Source organism: Candidatus Accumulibacter contiguus (genome assembly GCF_036625285.1).
In the GTDB taxonomy this organism is placed as follows: Bacteria; Pseudomonadota; Gammaproteobacteria; order Burkholderiales; family Rhodocyclaceae; genus Accumulibacter; species Accumulibacter contiguus.
The window spans coordinates 1,355,901-1,374,884 of the sequence record NZ_JAZKUC010000002.1 but is presented as its reverse complement, the minus strand read 5'-3'; the positions used below and the strand labels follow the sequence as shown (position 1 = coordinate 1,374,884).

At 61.9% G+C, this 18,984-nt stretch carries 16 protein-coding genes and 1 other RNA gene; 11 read left to right on the top strand and 6 right to left on the bottom strand.

All coding sequences use genetic code 11. The features are described 5' to 3' along the window. From V5B59_RS25085 to V5B59_RS25070, 4 genes are all read left to right on the top strand, one after another. A partial coding sequence (locus V5B59_RS25085; RefSeq protein WP_332352472.1) for a putative bifunctional diguanylate cyclase/phosphodiesterase occupies window positions 1-1,994 on the top strand: 1,994 nt, incomplete at its 5' end. A 20-nt stretch (window positions 1,995-2,014) separates the two neighbouring features. Next, window positions 2,015-3,064 (top strand): GGDEF domain-containing protein, encoded by a 1,050-nt coding sequence (locus V5B59_RS25080; RefSeq protein WP_169071659.1) that lies wholly within the window; start codon window positions 2,015-2,017, stop codon window positions 3,062-3,064. 28 nt (window positions 3,065-3,092) lie between these two features. Next, window positions 3,093-4,010: a fructosamine kinase family protein gene (locus V5B59_RS25075; RefSeq protein WP_169071660.1), complete on the top strand. Its 918-nt coding sequence runs from the start codon at window positions 3,093-3,095 to the stop codon at window positions 4,008-4,010. A 100-nt stretch (window positions 4,011-4,110) separates the two neighbouring features. Then, window positions 4,111-5,769 carry a hypothetical protein gene (locus V5B59_RS25070; RefSeq protein ID WP_169071661.1) on the top strand — a complete coding sequence of 553 codons (1,659 nt, stop codon included), beginning with the start codon at window positions 4,111-4,113 and terminating at the stop codon, window positions 5,767-5,769. Between the two features lie 23 nt (window positions 5,770-5,792). Here the strand turns inward: V5B59_RS25070 and V5B59_RS25065 are convergent, their stop codons facing one another. Together V5B59_RS25065 and V5B59_RS25060 are read right to left on the bottom strand one after the other, a co-directional pair. Next, entirely contained in the window at window positions 5,793-7,061 is a 1,269-nt protein-coding gene (locus V5B59_RS25065; protein ID WP_256436016.1) for an NAD-binding protein, read from the bottom strand. A gap of 39 nt (window positions 7,062-7,100) precedes the next feature. Continuing rightward, window positions 7,101-7,454: a two pore domain potassium channel family protein gene (locus V5B59_RS25060; RefSeq protein WP_169071663.1), complete on the bottom strand. Its 354-nt coding sequence runs from the start codon at window positions 7,452-7,454 to the stop codon at window positions 7,101-7,103. A 293-nt stretch (window positions 7,455-7,747) separates the two neighbouring features. On the opposite strand from V5B59_RS25060, the gene V5B59_RS25055 reads away from it, so the two are divergent. Both V5B59_RS25055 and V5B59_RS25050 read left to right on the top strand, forming a co-directional pair. Beyond that, window positions 7,748-9,244, top strand: a complete 1,497-nt coding sequence (locus V5B59_RS25055) for a bifunctional aminoglycoside phosphotransferase/ATP-binding protein (protein ID WP_248595030.1) — start codon at window positions 7,748-7,750, stop codon at window positions 9,242-9,244. Window positions 9,245-9,621: 377 nt separating this feature from the next. After that, window positions 9,622-9,972 (top strand): hypothetical protein, encoded by a 351-nt coding sequence (locus V5B59_RS25050; protein WP_034917660.1) that lies wholly within the window; start codon window positions 9,622-9,624, stop codon window positions 9,970-9,972. 67 nt (window positions 9,973-10,039) lie between these two features. Here V5B59_RS25050 and ssrA read toward each other — a convergent pair. From ssrA to V5B59_RS25030, 4 genes are all read right to left on the bottom strand, one after another. Continuing rightward, window positions 10,040-10,343: a transfer-messenger RNA gene (ssrA, locus tag V5B59_RS25045) on the bottom strand. Between the two features lie 4 nt (window positions 10,344-10,347). Beyond that, a complete protein-coding gene (gene fliE / locus V5B59_RS25040) occupies window positions 10,348-10,671 on the bottom strand; it encodes a flagellar hook-basal body complex protein FliE (RefSeq protein ID WP_034917677.1) in 324 nt (107 codons plus the stop codon). Between the two features lie 87 nt (window positions 10,672-10,758). Continuing rightward, window positions 10,759-12,123, bottom strand: coding sequence for a sigma-54-dependent transcriptional regulator (locus V5B59_RS25035; RefSeq protein WP_169071664.1), 1,365 nt, complete (start codon window positions 12,121-12,123; stop codon window positions 10,759-10,761). Window positions 12,124-12,136: 13 nt separating this feature from the next. Beyond that, window positions 12,137-13,309 carry a sensor histidine kinase gene (locus tag V5B59_RS25030; protein WP_332352471.1) on the bottom strand — a complete coding sequence of 391 codons (1,173 nt, stop codon included), beginning with the start codon at window positions 13,307-13,309 and terminating at the stop codon, window positions 12,137-12,139. Between the two features lie 105 nt (window positions 13,310-13,414). Here V5B59_RS25030 and fliF point away from each other — a divergent pair, with 105 nt between their 5' ends. The 5 genes from fliF (at window position 13,415) to fliJ (ending at window position 18,804) form a co-directional block, all read left to right on the top strand. Then, a complete protein-coding gene (gene fliF / locus V5B59_RS25025) occupies window positions 13,415-15,142 on the top strand; it encodes a flagellar basal-body MS-ring/collar protein FliF (RefSeq protein WP_169071666.1) in 1,728 nt (575 codons plus the stop codon). Continuing rightward, entirely contained in the window at window positions 15,132-16,130 is a 999-nt protein-coding gene (fliG, locus tag V5B59_RS25020) for a flagellar motor switch protein FliG (RefSeq protein WP_169071667.1), read from the top strand. Before fliF ends, fliG begins: the two co-directional genes overlap by 11 nt. Before the next feature lie 14 nt (window positions 16,131-16,144). After that, window positions 16,145-16,855, top strand: a complete 711-nt coding sequence (locus V5B59_RS25015) for a flagellar assembly protein FliH (RefSeq protein WP_169071668.1) — start codon at window positions 16,145-16,147, stop codon at window positions 16,853-16,855. 18 nt (window positions 16,856-16,873) lie between these two features. After that, entirely contained in the window at window positions 16,874-18,292 is a 1,419-nt protein-coding gene (fliI, locus tag V5B59_RS25010) for a flagellar protein export ATPase FliI (RefSeq protein WP_169071669.1), read from the top strand. A 65-nt stretch (window positions 18,293-18,357) separates the two neighbouring features. Beyond that, window positions 18,358-18,804 (top strand): flagellar export protein FliJ, encoded by a 447-nt coding sequence (gene fliJ / locus V5B59_RS25005; protein WP_034909479.1) that lies wholly within the window; start codon window positions 18,358-18,360, stop codon window positions 18,802-18,804. The last annotated feature ends 180 nt before the right edge of the window (window positions 18,805-18,984 follow it).

The window sequence follows — 18,984 nt, the reverse complement described above, 5'->3', positions numbered from 1 at the left end:
TGCTGCTGCTCGATCTCGAGATGCCGGGCATCGATGGTTTCGAGGTCTGCCGTCGCCTCCGTCAGCGCTGGGACATGGCGCGGGTGCCGGTGATCGTGGTCACCGGCATGGATGATCTGGCGTCGATCAACCAGGCCTACGAGTCAGGCGCCAACGATTTCGTCGCCAAGCCGATCAACTGGCCGATCCTCGGTCATCGGGCGCGCTACGTGTTGCGCTCGGCGCAAGCGGCGCGCCAGTTGAGCGAACTCAAGGAAAAGCAGGCGGCGATCATGCGAGCGATTCCCGACATGATCTTCGTCATGGATTGGCAAGGCACCTATCTCGATTACAAGCAGGGCTACGCCACAACGGCCTTCGTTTCCGCCAACGAGTTGCTCGGCAAGAACATGGCGGCAGTCCTGCCAGCCGATGTGGCAATGCCGATCCAGCAGGGTATCGAACTGGCTCTGTTGCGAGGCCATCTGCAAACGGTGCTCTATAAGCTGCCGATGCCGGACGGCAGCCACTACTACGAAGCACGCATCGCGCCAAACGGAGTGGACAAGGTGGTGATCGTGGTGCGTGACATCACCACCCAGAAACTCAACGAGGACAAAATCCGCCGTCTGGCCTACTTCGACACGCTGACCGGCATGCCGAATCGCCAGAACTTCCTCGAACGCCTCGACCATGAGTTATTGCGCGCACGCCGAAACCATCACCAGGTGGCGCTGCTGTTCCTCGATCTCGACGGCTTCAAGCGCATCAACGATACGCTCGGCCACAGTGCCGGTGACTACCTGCTGCAGGCCGTCGCCGACCGGATGAAGGAAAAGCTGCGCGCCGGTGATTTCGTCGCTCGGCCGGCGCTGGACGAATCCGGTCTGCACTTTGCCCGTCTGGGCGGTGACGAGTTCACCGTCGTCCTGCCCGATGTCGACGAGACCCAGACCGTCAGCATGGTCGCGACGCGACTGCAGGCGCTGCTCGCAAGGCCTTTCCTGATCGGCACACAGGAAATCACGGTGACTTCGAGCATCGGCATCGCCCTCTTCCCCGCTGACGGGGACGATGCCGCGACGCTGCTCAAGCATGCCGATACGGCGATGTACCACGCCAAGGATCAGGGACGCAACAACTGGCAGTTGTATCACCAGTCACTGACGACGCAGACGACGGCGCGCATGGCGCTCGAAAGCGATATTCGCAAGGGTCTTGAACGAGACGAATTCCGCCTTCTCTATCAACCACAGGTGAGCGCCGCAGACGGCACGATCGTCGGCATCGAAGCGCTGATTCGCTGGCAACATCCGCAGCACGGGATGGTTTCACCGGCGCAGTTCATCCCGGTAGCCGAAGAAAGCGGTCTGATCGTTCCGATGGGGGAGTGGGTGCTCAATGCCGCCTGCCGCCAGTTGCTGGAATGGCAGCAGCGCGGGGTGTGTACCGCGCGGGTGGCGGTCAATGTGTCGGCGCGCCAGTTGCGCTCGCCCAGTTTCCTCGACCGGGTCGCGGCAATCATTGCCGAAACCGGCATCAGCGCCGAGCAGCTCGAACTGGAATTGACCGAGAGCATCCTGATGGATCCGGAGTCCAGGCAGGTTCAGGGACTGTATCGCCTGCGGGCACTGGGGGTGCATTTTGCGATCGACGATTTCGGCACCGGCTACTCGTCGCTTTCGTACATCAAGCGCTTCCCGATCGGCATGCTCAAGATCGACCAGAGCTTCGTTCGTGGATTGCCTGACGGTGCCAACGATGCGGGGATCGCCACAGCGATCATCGCCATGGCGCGCAGCCTGGATCTGGACGTGATCGCCGAGGGCGTCGAAACTCGCCAGCAATGCGAGTTTCTTCAGCAGGCGAAATGTCCGAAGCTGCAGGGCTATCTGTTCAGTCGTCCACTGCCGCCCGACGAGGTCGAAATCCTCTTGCGTCGTGGCAGCATCCCCCTGCCTGGTGACCATACCACAAGCCAGACTCTCTCAGGCCGAGCCTGCAACCCACAATAGATCCCGGAGACCAGTGCACCATGAAGTATCGTCACAGTACCGCGCAGAGTGCAGATTACCTGCGACTCGCACTCAAGCGCATGAGCCAGCAGGATGCCGGCCTGCACCCGGCAAGCTATACCATCTGGTACGAGTACGTGGCAGGCACCAATCCGGAGCTGAAGGCAGCGGTCGACGCGCAGATCGAACGGGACGGGCGACTGAACGAGGCCACCACCTATGCGCTCTATGCCAGGCATGTGGCCGACTTCGATGCGAAAACCGCCTTGCGCATCGGCGACAGCGTCAACCATATTGTCGAGCAGATCTCGGAGTCGGCGACAACCGCCGGCGAACAGGCGTCCCGCTTTGGCGGTTCACTGGAAAGCTGGACCGACGCACTACACCTGCCAGGGGGCAGCGGGTCGTTGGCAAGCGGTGTTGAGGACATCCTGCGCGGTACTCGGGAAATGCAGGAGGCGATCAGCACGCTGCAGATACGACTCGAGGAGAGCAGACGCGAAGCCCAGCAACTGCGGCAGGAAGTGGCTCGCGCCCGTGAGGAAGCGCTGATCGATGCGCTGACCGGCCTGACCAATCGCAAGGGCTTCGATCTGGCACTCGACGCCTGCCTCAAGGAGGCGACTCGAGAGGCGCAAGGGCCATGCCTGCTGATGATCGATCTGGACCATTTCAAGCGGCTCAACGATACCCTGGGACATGTCTTCGGTGACCAGGTACTGACCAGTGTCGGCCAGATCCTGCGCGCAAACGTCAAGGGCAAGGACACCGCGACCCGCTATGGTGGCGAAGAGTTCGCAGTCATCCTGCCGCAAACGCCTCGCGGCGGAGCCATTGGCCTGGCCGAGGCGCTGCGCGCGTTAGTCTTTGCCAGCCGGGTCAGGCGCAGTGGCGACAAGGAAGCCTTGATCGGCAATATCTCCGTCTCGATCGGTGTCGCCGACTATATTGCCGGCGAGTCCGCCACCGAGTTCGTTAGCCGCGCCGATCGAGCCCTTTATATGGCCAAGGCACAGGGACGCAATCGCGTCGTGCTGGCGCCACGACCACAGTCTGCCGGGGTCCAATAGATCGCCAGCCGGCGGCAGTCAGGACACCATGATTCCGCTTCATTGCCATCTGGACAGCGCGCTGCAAAAAGCCTTGAGCGAGGTGATCGGCAGCGACAACGGATCGCCGCCGGGCATCGACTCTGTCAGCGACATCGGCGGCGGTTCGATCTCGCGCGCTCTCCTGGTCGAGAGCGGCAGGCAGCGCTATTTCGTCAAACTGAACGACGCCGGTCTGGCCGAGATGTTCGCCGCCGAAGCCGACGGCCTGAGCGCGCTGGCCGGCTGCCCGGCAGTGCGGGTGCCACATGTTTTCGGGCACGGCGTCGCTGCCCGGCAAGCCTACCTGGTGCTCGAATACCTGCCCCTGCAAGCCTTGCGCGAAAGAACCCAGGGTAGCGCAGCCGGGCATGCACTGGCGACCATGCACCGCATCCAGGGCGCACAGTATGGCTGGCACCGTGACAATTTCATCGGCAGTACGCCACAGTCGAATACCTGGCATCGCAACTGGCCTTTCTTCTTCGCCCGCCAGCGTCTGCTGCCGCAGCTCGAACGGGCAAAGCGACACACCCAGCACAACCAACTGATCCGCAGCGGCGAACGCCTGAGCGAAAAACTGGCGGCGCTGTTCGTCGATCATCAGCCGCAGCCGAGTCTGCTGCATGGGGATCTGTGGCATGGCAACGCCGCCACCGACGCGTCGGGCAAGCTGGCATTATTCGATCCGGCGGTCTATTTCGGCGACCGCGAGGCTGACCTGGCGATGAGCGAGCTGTTCGGAGGCTTTCCGGACAGCTTCTACGCCGCCTACCGCGAAGCCTGGCCACTCGACGACGGTTTCGAACAGCGCAAGACGCTCTACAACCTCTACCACGTACTCAATCACCTGAATCTGTTTGGCAGCGGCTATCTGCACCAGGCCGAGCGCATGATCGCCAGGCTATTGGCAGAAATCGCTGGTTGAAGCCTAGGAGCTTGTACATTTTTCCTTGCTGACTGCAATCCCTGCACGCATTCCGGCGAAAGCCGGAATCCGGCAGGTTGATCTGATTCCGGAGGTGCCAATGGAAATTGCAACGAATCCTGCCAAGCTGCGAGTCAGGCATTTCCGCCAGATCCTGCTGTGGCCGCTGCAGCTGATGCCCCTGCCCGACGATGGCCCGTTGCAGAACCACAGCCAGTTGCTGGAGCAGGTTTCGGCCGACAACCCGTGGCGCGAACTCGCGGACGAATTCTGCGGCGACCCGGAGCAATTCCACGAGCGCCATTACAGCGAATTCGTCACCTTCCTGCCCTATGTTCAGCGTTTTCTGTACGGTGAGGGGGTTGGTCAAGAAGCCTCGTCGCACGCTGGCGAATCGCCGATCCGCGTCTTCCGCCGCCACGACGTGGCAAAAGTGCGCATGACCTTCAAGGAGAGCGATCAGCCGATCGACTTCGACATCGTGCATCTCGATCTCTATTTCTTCTACGACATCGATGTCGTCATCCTGGTCGTCGAGATTGCCGCCGATGACCTCGAACTACGACAGGTACAGGACACGCTGTACCGCTTCGGTCGCGCGTACCCGCCGTACTGGGACGAGGATGGCAGTGGCGGCCACTGCCTCAAGCGTGCAGAGTGGATCGATTCCGCCGGCCAGGTGCTGTCCGTTTCCGACTACGAGAAGCGCAGCAAATACCTGTCATTCGTTTCTCGCTGCCGGGCGCCGTGCATCTCCTCGCACTGGGAATTCCTGCTCCGCCCGCTGGTGCAGCACCACTCGGGCGAGATTGGCCTGGTGCGCTACCGACAGATCGAGTATCACCGCATGCCCCTGCTCGCCTACCTGGCCGTGGACGATCCCCGCGCCCTGACGCGCGGCGACTTTGCCCGCCTGGTGCTGGTTGCCGGCCCCGGAAAGCCCGGTTCGCTGCCCTACTCCGACCAGCACCTCGAAGGCTTCGAATCGCGCTATTGTTACGATCGCTACTGGCATCCGCAAGCCGAGCCAGCGGGAACCCGGCTGATGTCCTGCGGGCACGCATTCGTGATGGTCGGCAGCGCACGCGAAGCCTATTTCACCGGTCTGGAAAACGGCCTCCTCGGCCAGTTTCGCCACCAGTTCTTCCTGCTCTTTCTGATTCCCCACTTCCACAAGGCAGCGCTGCTGATGCTCTCGGATCGGCTGGTCTCCGCGCTCAACCGGCTCGAGATCGGTCACGCCGAATCGGTCAAACAGTTCAAGCGCGCGATCCGGCAGATCCTCGAGGTCTTCCTGCGCTTCAGCCATCGCTACTGGTTCCACGAGGTCTCGGACCAGATGCAGGCGCGCGCCCTGTTCAGGATCACCGGCGACCATCTCGGCACGGAAAGTCTCTACACCGAGCTACGCGAGGAGATCCAGGACATGAGCCAGTACCTCGACAGCGACAGCCTGCGCCGGCAGGCCAATACGGTCGTCCGGCTCACCGTGGTGACGACCGCCGGTCTGGTGGCGACGATCACCACCGGCTTCCTCGGCATCAATCTGATCGACGCCGCCCACGATGAGCTGATCGACCGGATCCTCTTCTTCGCCCTGGTGGCCATCCCGTCGGTGCTGCTTACGGGTTTTGCGGTTGTCAAGTCGAAACCACTCTCGGACTTCCTCGAGGCGCTCTCCGACGAACGCCTGTCGCATCGCGACAAGCTCGCTGCCTTGCTCCCCGTCTGGCGCAGGAAACGGCCACCGCGAGCGTAGCCTGCATGGGCTACGGCCTGGCTTTAGTATTGGCTGTCGGCCAGGGTGGCCTCGAACTCGCGCAGATAACGTTCCAAACTGTCGGGTGTTCCGCAGACAAACAGCGTGTCGTCGGGACGGACCATGAATGCGTCGTCGAACTCGACCAGCACGCGGTCGCCGCGTTCGACCGCGACCACCACCGCCCCCGTTCGCTCGCGCACCTGATCGCGCCATGGATGCCCCCCGGCCAGCAGGCCGGCGACGACGCGAATGAACTTCAGTCGATGTTCAACGGCGACCGCCTGTTCGCCACGCAAATGATAAGCCAGGATCTGCCCGGCGACCTGGCCTACCGAGAGGGCGAAATCGGCACCAGCCTGGTACAGACGAGGAATATTCTGTGCCCGGTTGGCGCGCACGATCAGCGGCACTTGCGGCGCATAATCCCGCACCACTGCGGTGGCGAACACGCCTTCGCTGTCGTTGCTCAAAGCCAGGACCACGGCGCTCGCCTCACGCATCCTGGCACGCTCCATGGTTCGGTGTTCGAGCACGTTGCCGGCGATGTCGATGCCTGGAGCCACATCCCGATCGATCACGATCACCATTTCGCCGGCATCGTTGAGCATCTCGACGAATTTTCTGCCCACCTCGCCGTAACCGGCGAGCACGATCGGGCCGCTGCGGCGGATCGGCAGGGCCAGACGTTCGACTTTCTCCAGATTCGCCTGCGCGCCGACGATGACCAGAATGGCGCCCGCTTCGATGCACGTATCCGGGCCGTTGGCCGTGTTGAAGGCACCACAGACCCATTGTCCGATCACCGTCACGCCGTAGCGCACGCGCAACTGCAGATCACCGAGCCGCTTGCCGGCCAGCGGACTGCCCGCACGCACGCGAAATTCGGCCAGCCCGACCTGGCTGCCCAGCAGGTGCATGCCATCGGCTGGCGGGCTGATGCGGGTACTGGCCCGGGCGGCCAAGGCCGCAGCAAGCACGTGCGACGGCGTAAACACCTCGGTTGCCCCCACCTGCAGCATCGGTGGCCGATACAGAGGATCACCCGCAAGTGCATAGATGGGTCCGGAAAAGCCGCGCTCACGAGCGATCAGAATACAAATTGCATTGGCGTGATCGTCGGCGTTGGCGACCACGGCACGTGCATTTTCGACGCCCGAGAGCACCTCGGGTTCTTCGTCGAGCTTGCCGAAAACCACATCGTAGCTGCGATTGCGCAGGTTGCGGGCGAGTTCCAGGTCTTCTTCGAAAACGACGAAGGGGGTTTCGGTCTGCTGAAACTCGTCGAGCAGTGATTCGATCGCGGCACCGTAGCGATAGAACAGGATGCGTCAGTTCATCTCCGGCAAGCGGTGCGGCAGGCGCACTTCGAAACGCTCCTCGATGTAAGGCATCACGTAGAAGGGAAAAACCAGGACCAGGAAGAACATCCCGACGAATTGCGTCAGAATGACGAAGACGATCATCAGCGGGTGTTGCCACGGCGCGTAAGCGCCATAACCTGTGGTGGTCAGCGTCTCCGAAGCCCATTCGAGACTCGACCAGAAGCCCATCGGCTTGCCCTCGAGATACTCCGAAGCAACCATGAAGACGCTGCCGAAGAGCACGACCGCTGCCGGCATGCTGATCAGCAGCCCGAGCAGACGCCATGTGGAACGTTGCAAGCCCTGACTTACTCTGCGCATCTGTGCTTACCCATTGGCGAGCGGTATCGCCCCTCTCACGCCAAGTATCCGCGCTACCCGAATGGGCGTCAAATGTCGGCGCACCGGCGAAGCAGCGTACTGTTGGCAGAGTGCCGAGCAAGAGTGTAGATTGTCGGCTTGCGCAACACTGGCGCAAGCTGGGCGAACCAGACAGGCTCCCCGGACCCTGGAGTGGACGGAAAGGATCATCCCGAATCTTGCGTATTCATTCTCCAAGCATCGAGCAGGCGCTGACCCGCCTGACTTGCCACGACAGACCCTGCAGAGCTTGAATGATGCGCCAACCCCTGCCCCCGCTGATCCACGCGCTGCTCGATCCGGCACGCTATCCCGACCCGGCACAGCAGGTCGAGCTGATCGAGACGCATGCCTCGTGGCTGCTGCTGGCGGGTGATTACGTGTACAAGATCAAGAAGCCGGTGGTTCTGCCCTTTCTCGACTACGGCACGCTAGAGCAGCGGCGCGTCTGCTGTGAAGCCGAATTGCGCCTGAACCGCCGCTTTTCCACGCAGATCTACCTGGCAGTCGTTCCCATCGTCGGCTCCCCGGAAAACCCGCAGATCGGTGGCACCGGCACGGCCATCGAGTTCGCGGTACGGATGCGCCGCTTCGCCGAAGCCGGCCGCCTGGACCACCTCTGTAGACGCGGCCAACTGCAGGCGCGACAGATCTCCGAACTCGCCGCTACGCTTGTCGAATTTCACGAGCGTGCGGACTCGGCACCCCTATCGACACGCTTCGGCGAACCGGAACAGGTGCTGGCTCCAGCACTCGAGAACTTTGACGAACTGCTGAGGCTACTGCCCGGCGACGAGCTGCAGACGCGACTGACGCGACTGGCGACCTGGACACGCACCGAGTTCGCGCGCCTGGCGCCGCATTTTGCCACTCGCAAGGCGGCCGGGCGGGTACGCGAGTGTCACGGCGACCTGCATCTTCGCAACCTGGTGTTGATCGACGGTCAGGTGCAGATCTTCGACTGCATCGAGTTCAGCGAAGACCTGCGCTGGATCGACGTCGCCAGTGAAATCGCCTTCACCTACATCGATCTGTACGACCAGGGCCGGGCTGGCCTCGCCGGCTGGCTGGTGAATGAGTGGCTCAGTTGCAGCGGTGACTACAACGCGGTACAGGTGCTGCGCTTCTATGCCGTTTATCGCGCGCTGGTGCGGGCCAAGGTGGCGGCCATCCAGGCCAGCCAGACGAACGCCGATCTCGGACAGGCGCTCGCCTACCTGGCACTCGCCGAGCGCCTGGTGAAGCCGCCGCCCGCGCGGCTGATCATCACCCACGGCGTCACCGGCTGCGGGAAAAGCCGCGCATCCAGACGCTTGTTGCTGGGTGATCAGGCGGCAGCGACGCTGCGCCTGCGCTCCGACGTCGAGCGCAAGCGCCTGTTCGGCATCGCGCCAACCGCCAGCAGCAAGTCAGCGCCGGGCAATGGCATCTACACCAGAAACGCCAGTGATCTCACCTACCAACGGCTGCATGAGCTGGCCAGCGAGTTGCTCGCCGCCGGCTGGTCGGTGATCGTCGACGCCGCTTTCCTCGAGCGCTCGCGGCGCGAGACCTTTCGCGCTCTGGCGCAATGTTCCGGAGTGGCTTTCTTCATCGTCGCCCCGCAGGCCACGCCGACACAATTGCGCGCACGCGTTAGCGGCCGGCTGGCAAAAGGTCACGACGCGTCCGAAGCGACCCTCGAAGTGCTCAAGCGACAGATGGCGCAGCTTGAACCCTTGTGTGCTGACGAACTTGGGAGCCTGCTGTGAGGGCCAAACTCGATCCTTGCGAAATACGGTTGCACCTGCTCTTGAACCGATCAGCGGCTTTCCCGAGCACGCTTCTTGCCGTCACCGCTTGACGCGAGCGCCCTGCCCTGCCCTGCCTGAATGGGTGTCGGAAAATTTTACACTGCAATCGTGGCAGGACCTGGAGTTCGCAAGAAGTGTACTGTTTTAATACGCAAAGATGTGACTCAGATTCTTTAGCATGGTTTTTGCTTCACACATTGCTGTCTGCTCGGCACCATCGGATTCGGTTTGCTTCGGCAGACACCAGGGCCCATAAAGCCCCTCAAATTAGACTTATGGCTTAGAATCGAAGGCCTCTTCGGCATTTCGCGTCTCGCACAGGGTGGAGCAGCGCAATGAATATTCTTAACAACTGGAAGATGCTGGACCTGATCACCCGTGATGGCGAGTCTCTGGTGTGCGTCGAAGGACGCGTATATGGCAGCAATCCACGCTTCCCGACTTCCTCGTGCATCAGGACCTCACCGGTCACGGGCTACCGTGTTGATGCAAACTCGATGGTGATCATGACCAAACGTGGCTCGGAATACCTGCTCGGCAAACCTGATCCATCACAGACTTTTGCTCAACAACGGCTCATTCGGCGTCTGTTACGCCTGCAACAAACCGCAGCACCAGGTTTCGACTCTCTGGAAACGCAGTTGACCGATCTCAGCGAACACGAGGAGACCGAGAAGGAAGCCTGAAGCAGCCGAATCCGGCGAGTTTTTGGCTGATTGCATCAGAAAGGGATCGCAGAATCCCCGGCAGGAATGACGGCGGGGGCCGAAGCCCCCGCCGATAGCCATTCTGTTTATTGGACGGCTACGTCCTCAGCAGGCCTAAGCGGCCAGTGCGAAACGCTCATCGTTGGCGTTTGTGGTTTTGCTCGGATTACGTCCGTCGCCTTTCGGGTTGCCTGCTCACCATCTGTCACCCTGTCGAGACCAGTGCACCCCCGTAGTGGTGGAGGTGGCGGGAATCGAACCCGCGTCCAGAACGCTTCCGGGTTGCCGGAATTACAACCATGCCTGACATTATGGGGGCAGTGACCCGTAAACACAAGCGCCTCGTGTCCCGGGTCAGACCTGCATGTTCATTACGTCATGGTAGGCCGAGACGAGCTTGTTGCGTACCTGAATCATTTCCTGGAAAGAGATATTGGCCTTTTGCAGCGCGATCATCACCTCGTGCAGGTTCTCGCTACTGTTGCCGGCGGCAAAATTTGCCGCCATCGCATCTGCCTGCTGCTGCGTCTGATTGACCTCGGCAATCGAAGCCTGCAATACCTGGGCGAAGTCCGACCCGCCGGCGGCGGCGCTCTGCGCCTCGGCGGCACGACCGCCGGCCGCCGCCGAGTTCGTACGCAACATGCTCAACATCTGATCAATACCCTGGGTATCCATTTGCTTCTCCAAACGCTGTTGAAGATCTCGCAGCAAGAACTGCGCCAACTCCTTCATCTACGGTCATGATAACCCGGCAAGCACACATCAGTCCTTGAGAAATCCCTCCAGGCGATACTGTCGCAACTTGTAACGCAGGGTTCTCTCGGGCATACCGAGACGCTGCCCGGCCAGTTTGCGCGAACCACCCACAGCCTCGAGCGTTTGCAGGATATGTTCGCGCTCCACGTCGCGCATGTCGTCGGTTGATCGGGCCCGGCAGGGTGTGGCACCCTCCGGGGTGGCGATTTCCGGCGCTTGTCCAGCCGTCGGATCGACGCGTCGCTCGAGTGCAAGATGCAGGGCATCGACGTCGACGATGTCGCCAGCGGCAAGAATGACCGCTCGCTGGATAATGTTTTCCAGTTCGCGGACATTGCCTGGCCAGGCCCTGCACTGCAGGGCAGTCTCGGCGGCGGCGGACAGGCGCAAGCGCGGACGACCGGAGCGGCCGCCGTGTGTAGCCAGAAAATGACGCGCCAGGGGAGCGATATCCTGACTGCGTTGCCGCAGGGCCGGGATCATCAGTGGAAAGACGTTGAGCCGATAGAACAGATCCTCGCGAAACAGGCCCCTCGCCACGCTGTCGGCGATGTCCCGATTGGAGGTGGCAACGACACGCAGATCGAGGCTTACCGGCTTGCTGCCCCCCACCCGCTCGACTTCACGCTCCTGGAGAACGCGCAGCAGCTTGGCCTGCAGAGCCAGCGGCATTTCGGTGATTTCGTCGAGCAACAGGGTTCCATGCTGCGCCTGTTCAAACTTGCCGGCCTGGGCGTGCTGAGCGCCACTGAAAGCCCCCTTTTCATAACCGAAAAGCGTGGCTTCGAGCAGACTGTCCGGAATCGCCGCACAATTGATGGCGACGAATGGACCCTTGCTGCGCGCCGAGTGCTGGTGAATATAGCGCGCCACCACTTCCTTGCCCACACCGCTCTCGCCACTCAGCAGAACCGTGGCGTCGGTCTGCGCGACTCGCCTGGCCAGGGCAAAGAGATTGCTGGTCACCGGATCGATGGCGATCACCCGATCGTCATCGGGCGCTTCCGGCAGGCGATAGCGCAGCACATGTTCGAGCAGTGCCTTTGGCTCGAAGGGCTTGAGCAGGAAGTCACAAGCGCCTGCCCGCATGGCTTCGACCGCGCGGTCGACATCGGCGAATGCCGTCATCAGGACCACAGGCAGGTACGGAAAGCGGTTGCGGATTTCCTTGAGCAGGGCAATGCCATCGATCGGCAGCATGCGCACGTCGCTGACCACCAGCGACACGGCATTCCTGACGAGCAATTGCAGCGCCTCTTCGCCGCCGCCAGCAGACACTACCGTCTGCCCTGCCAGCTCAAGGGTATCGCAGATCGCCTCACGCAGTGCGGCGTCGTCTTCAACCACCAGAATCGGCAATCCCTGTACCATTCGTTTCTGTTCCTCAGTGCGTTTCCGCTGCCGCCTCTTCGATCGGCAACAGGATCACGAATTCCGAGCCCTCTCCCGGTACCGAACTGACGCTGATGCTCCCCCCGTGTGCGCGCACGACGCCGAGGGCGATCGCCAGACCGAGCCCGGTGCCCTGCGCCCGCGTGGTAAAGAATGGATCGAAAACGCGCAGTTGCACCTCGGGAGCGATCCCGGCACCGGTATCGCGCACGCCGATGCGCAACTGCCGGCCGGACTCGCTTGCCCAAAGGGTGACTTGCCCGCCGGCCGTACAGGCTTGCAGGGCGTTCTCGAGCAGATTCACCAGGGCACCGGCCAAGGCTTTTCGGCTGCCGGTGACGATCACCTCGCTGGCGCCACAGATCACCCGGAAGGCAACCTTCTTCTCCAGAAACAAAGGCTGCACGGTCTGCGCCGCGTCGCCCAGCAGTTCCCCGGTGAGCAAGGTATCGCAGCCGATGCTCTCCCCGCGCGCAAACAACAGCACCTCCTGAATCAGGCGCTCGAGGCGTTGCAGTTGTGCCGTCGTCTTGCTGGCAAAACGGATGCGCGCCGCATCGGCGAGATCGGCTTGACCGAGATTGGCGCTATAGAGTAATGCCGTTGCCAACGGGGTCCGCAACTGGTGTGCCAGCGAAGCCGCCATCTCGCCCATGGCCACCAGCCGCTGATGACGTGCCAGCTCGGCCTTGAGGCCGTGTGCCGCGGTCACATCATGCATCAGCAGGATTCGCCCACCGGCCGAGTCGAGCGGACTCTCGACGACAGCCAGGCGACGCCCATCCAGATGCCATTCTCCCGGCGCTTCGGTCGCCACCAGTCTGGCCTCCTGCACCCGCGGCCATAGATCACCGACGATCGACGAACCGAACATCTGGCAGGCCGCCGGGTTGGCCTCGCTGACGCGGGCGGCGCTGTCGAGCACCACCACACCGGCTGGCAAGGCGTTGAGCAATATCGAAAGACGTTCGGAAAGAGCTTCTTTCGCCTCGTATTGCCGACGCAATTCCCCATTGGCGACCGCCAGCTCCGCAGTCAGCGACTCGACACGCCCCTGCAGCCCCTGATACGCCTGCGTCAGGGCCTGTGAAACCTGATTGAAAACGTCGAAAGCCCGTTGCAGTTCCTGGGCTTCATGACCCGGCATTTGTACAACTTCACTCATCGGTTGGAAGGTCCCGTGCAATAAACAGCTACAATAGCGATGCAATTATCAGCTTTTTTTCGCTTTTTGCTTGCTTGATCGCAGGCTCATCAACGTATCACAAGCATGGCGACAGCCGAAACCACACCGACAGCAGACGCGGTCAATCCGCTGGATCGCGTTCGCGAGGCACTGGCGCGCCTGAGCAACAAGCAGAAAGTGCTGCTGATGGTCTCGGTCGCCGCTGTCATCGCCCTGCTCGTCGCGGCGGGAACCCTGCTCAGGCAAAGCGAGTTCAGGATATTGTTCTCCAACATCAGCGAGCGGGACGGCGGCGCGATCATCGCTGTCCTGGAGCAGATGAACATTCCCTACAAGTTCAACGACTCGGGCAGCGCCATCCTCGTACCCGCCAGCCGCGTCCATGATGTGCGCCTGCGCCTGGCTTCACAGGGACTGCCCAGGGGCGGAGCGGTCGGTTTCGAGCTGATGGAAAGCCAGAAGTTCGGCATCAGCCAGTTTGCCGAACAGGTTAATTATCAGCGTGGTCTGGAAGGCGAGCTGTCGCGCACCATTCAATCGATTGCGGCGGTTCAGGCCGCGCGCGTGCACCTGGCGATACCGAAGCCGAGTGTTTTCATGCGCGAAGAGATGAAGCCATCGGCGTCGGTGATGCTCAATCTCTACCCTGGGCGTTCGCTCGATGCGGGCCAGATCGCCGGCATCCAGAATCTTGTCGCGGCCAGCGTTCCGCAACTGGCAACCGCCAGCGTCACCCTGCTCGACCAGAGCGGCACGCTGCTGTCGCAGATGAAGAGCAAGCTGCTCGAGGCCGGCCTGGACCCGACACAGGTCAAGTACATCCAGGAAGTCGAGGCGAGCATCATCAAGCGCGTCGAAGACATCCTGGCACCGATCGTCGGCCCCGGCAACGCCCGCGTCCAGATTGCCGCCGACATCGACTTTTCGCAGGCAGAACAGACTGCCGAGACGCATCGGCCGAACACGACGCCGCCGGAGATCAGCATTCGCAGCCAGCAGACCAGCGAAACCGCCAGTACCAGCCCGACGGCGCAGGGGGTTCCCGGCGCCCTCAGCAACCAACCCCCCGTACCGGCCACTGCGCCATTGACGCAACCCGCGGTGGCTGGTGCCGGGGCCGCCGCCACGCCCACCCCGCCGGCGCCCGGGCAACTCAACGCGGCCGGCGTGCAGGCACCGATCGCCAACGTCGGCCAACCCATCAGCACCAGCAAGAACTCGACGATCAACTACGAGATCGACAAGACCATCCGTCATGTCAAGCAATCGGTCGGCACCGTCAAACGCCTGTCGGCGGCGGTAGTGGTCAATCAGCGCAAGGAAATCGGCAAGGACGGCAAACCGGCCAACAAGCCACTGCCGGACAACGAACTGAAGCAGATCAGCGATCTGGTCAAGGAAGCCATGGGCTTCAACAAGGATCGCGGGGATACCATCTCGGTCGCCAATGCGCCGTTTACTGCCATCGAAAAGGAAGAAGGACTGCCGGCCTGGCGTGACCCCGAAATGATTTCCCTGGCCAAGGATCTGATCAAGTACCTTGTCCTGGCCGGCGTCCTTGCCTATCTGCTGCTCGGCGTCGTGCGGCCACTGCTCAAGACCATGCTTCCACCTCCTGCCGAAGAAGCCACCGTCGGCGGCAAGATTGACGTGCTTGCCGAGGAAGAAGGCGAAGAACGCGAGCAGGAGCATGTCCCGACCGCCGCCGAATTGCTGGAGACCAGGCTCGCCAAGGCACGCGAACTGGCGAAAGATGACCCGCAACTGGTAGCCAACATCATCAAGGAATGGATGGGTGCCAATGGCAGCTGACGACGGCGTTGAGAAGAGCGCCATACTGCTGATCTCTCTCGGCGAGGATTATGCCGCTGAAGTGCTCAAGCATCTGGCCCCGAAGGAGGTGCAGAAGCTCGGTCACGCCATGGCGGCGTTGAAATCGGTCCCGCGTGTGCGCGTCGATGAGGTGCTGACCGAGTTTCAGCAATCGGCCGAAGAATCGGCCGCGGTGCACATCGATACGGATGCCTATGTACGTTCGGTCCTCACCAAGGCGCTGGGTGACGACAAGGCGTCCAACCTGATCTCGCGCATCCTGCAACCCGGTGACACCAATGGGATTGAAGGCCTGAAGTGGATGGATGCGCCGACGGTCGCCGATCTGATCCGCAACGAGCACCCACAGATCATCGCCACGATTCTCGTCCATCTCGCCCATGATCACGCCAGCGACATCTTGAACCAGTTTTCGGAAAGGCTGCGCAACGACGTGGTTCTGCGTGTGGCCACTCTCGAAGGTATCCAGCCAGAAGCGTTGAAGGAGCTGAACGACGTGATGTTGCGCCTGCTCTCGGGGTCTGCCAGCATCAAGAAGTCGGCCATGGGTGGCGTGCGCACGGTTGCCGAAATGCTCAATTTCATGGGCAGCGCCAATGAGACCGCGGTCATGGACTCGATCCGCGAATACGATCCTGACCTGGCGCAGAAGATTCTCGACGAGATGTTCGTCTTCGAGAATCTTCTCGATCTCGACGACCGGGGCATCCAGCTGCTGTTGCGCGAAATTCAGTCGGAATCGCTGATCCTGGCGATGAAGGGTGCCAGCGATCCTCTGCGTGAAAAGATTTTCAAGAACATGTCGCAGCGCGCTTCGGAGATGTTGCGCGAAGATCTCGATTCGCGCGGCCCGGTTCGCCTTTCGGAGGTCGAAGCCGAGCAGAAGGAAATCCTCAAGGTCGTTCGCCGCCTCGCAGATGAAGGCCAGATCGTACTCGGCTCAGCGGGTGGCGAGGAAATGGTGTGAGCCTGCAACAAAACATGAGCAAACCGATTTCGAAAGAAAAGATGACCGCCTACCAGCGCTGGGAGCTGGCGTCTTTCGATGCCGAACAAGGGCTGGAGGCGGCGCCCGGCGGTCCGCCGGCTGAGGAAGTGCTGGTGGCCTGCGAAGTCGAAGCGCCGCCGCAGGAGCCGCCGCTGCCCCTGCCCAGCGCCGAGGAAATCGAGCGCATCCATCGCGAGGCACACACCGCCGGCTATACCGCGGGATACAGCGCCGGCTACGCCGCCGGCTATGCCGAGGGGATCAATGCAGCGCAGGCAGTGGCAACCGGCATGGCCTCGCTGATGGACAACCTGCAGCAGGCCCTGGCGGTGATCGATCAGAGCGTGGCCGATCAATTGCTGGTCCTGGCGATCGAAATCGCCAGTCAGGTCTTGCGTCAGAGCCTGCGCGTGCAACCGGAGCTGCTCTTGTCGGTGGTCAGGGAAGCGGTCACCGCCCTGCACCCCCATCATGGCCAGCCGCTGCTGTTCGTGCACCCGGATGATGCGGCGCTGGTTCGCAGCCACCTGGGCGAGCAGCTCGCCCATGCCAACTGGCGAATTATCGACGACAATACGCTCACTGCTGGCGGTTGCCGAGTCGAACTGGGTGCCAGCGAAGTCGACGCGACCCTGGAAACCCGTTGGCGGCGCGTCATCGAGGCCATCGGCGTCAGCCAGGAATGGCTCAAGGCCCGACAATGAAGTCCGTTTGGAATGACGATGACTGATCTTGCTGATAACCGGCACCTTGCGGCGTGGCATGGCTTCCTCGATGGCTGCCGGCAAACCGCCAGTCAGGCCAGTTCGCTGTTGCCGAGCGGCCATCTGACCCGGATCAACGGCCTGGTCATGGAGGCCTCGGGGCTCAAGTTGCCGCTTGGCAGTTCATGCCGGATCGTGTCGGTGGGTGGCTCGCCGATCGAGGCAGAAGTGGTCGGCTTCAACGGCGAGCGACTTTTCCTGATGCCATCGGAGGATGTCTTCGGTCTCTCACCGGGAGCCAGGGTAGTCGCTCTCGAGACCCCCCACCAGCACCCACAGGTCGGTCGACCACCACCCGCCCGCCGGCGCTGGATCGACCGCGCCAAACTGGTTCCGGTCGGCGAATCGCTGCTTGGCCGGGTCCTCGATGGTGCCGGCCGACCGCTCGACAGGCTCGGCCCCCTGCACGCCGACTCTCTGCGCCCACTTCAGAGTCGGCCCGTCAATCCGATGTCCAGAGCACCGATCGACGAGACGCTCGATGTCGGGGTGCGCGCCATCAATGCCCTGCTCTGCGTCGGCCGCGGCCAGCGGATGGGGCTTTTCGCCGGATCAGGGGTAGGCAAGAGCGTCCTGCTCGGAATGATGGCCCGCTATACCGCGGCTGAGGTGATTGTCGTCGGACTGATCGGTGAGCGCGGCCGTGAAGTCAAGGAGTTCATCGAACAGATCCTGGGTGAGGAAGGCCTGCACCGTTCGGTCGTCGTTGCCGCACCGGCTGACGTCAGCCCGCTGATGCGCCTGCAAGGCGCGGCCTACGCGACCTGTATCGCCGAATACTTCCGGGATCGTGGCCGGCAAGTGCTGCTGATCATGGACTCGCTGACCCGCTACGCGATGGCGCAGCGCGAGATTGCTCTGGCCATCGGCGAACCCCCGGTCACTCGCGGCTACCCACCATCGGTTTTCGCACGCCTGCCGCAGCTCGTCGAGCGCGCCGGCAACGGCCTCGAAGGCGGTGGTTCGATCACCGCCTTCTACACCGTGCTGGCCGAAGGTGACGACCAGCAGGATCCCATCGCCGATGCCGCAAGAGCAATCCTGGACGGCCACATCGTGCTGTCGCGGACGCTCGCCGATGCGGGTCACTATCCGGCAATCGACATCGAACAATCGATCTCGCGCGCCATGGTCAATCTGGTCAGTCCAGCGCATCTGCAGTACATCCGCAAATTCAAGGGTCTCTTTTCACGCTATCAGCGGTCGCGCGACCTGATCAGCGTCGGAGCCTACGCTGCCGGTTCCGACCCGCAGCTCGACCAGGCGATCGTCATCTATCCGCGATTCGAGGAATTGCTGCAGCAGAACCTGAGCCAGCGCGCGGATTTCGGCAGCAGCGTTGCGCGTCTGCGCGCCTTGTTCGAGCCGGCTGCGTGAGCCTCCTGCCTTCCCTTGGTATTTCATTGAAGCGACCTTCCGATTGACCAGTCGGTGATTTCCGCGTGACCAAACCCTTCTCCCTGCAAACGGTACTCGAGCTGATGCGCAATCGCAACGACGAGGCGACGCAATCGCTCGCTCGCCTGCTTGCTGCGGAACGTGACGCCAGGAAAAAGCTCGCAATGCTGCTGCAGTATCGCGAGGAATACACGGCCCGCTTTCGGCAGGCTGCCCAGAACGGACTGGGACAACCCGAATGGCGCAACTACCAGGAATTTCTGAACCGTCTCGACGAGGCCATCCAGCAGCAGCTCCAGTCCGTCAGCCAGCAGGAAATGCACACCGCCGCCGGCCAGGCAGAATGGCAACGGCAGCGGACACGGCTGAAAGCTTTCGACGCCCTCTCCGAACGTCATCGCGCCAGCGAAGCACGGCAGGAATTTCGTCAGGAGCAAAGGATTCAGGACGAGTTTGCCGCCCGCCGCAACGACCGCGAAGAGGATTGTTGACCCAACTTTGGCACGATATTTGCTTTTACAGCGCTGCAGAACCTTGCGAACGACCATGAAATTCATGGCTGTTTCCCTCTCCCCCGCGAGTGGGGAGGAAAGATTCGTGAGTCGCTGACGCGACTATTACAGTAAAGCGATTGATCATGACCATTGCCGTCGTTTCAACATTCGTCAAGC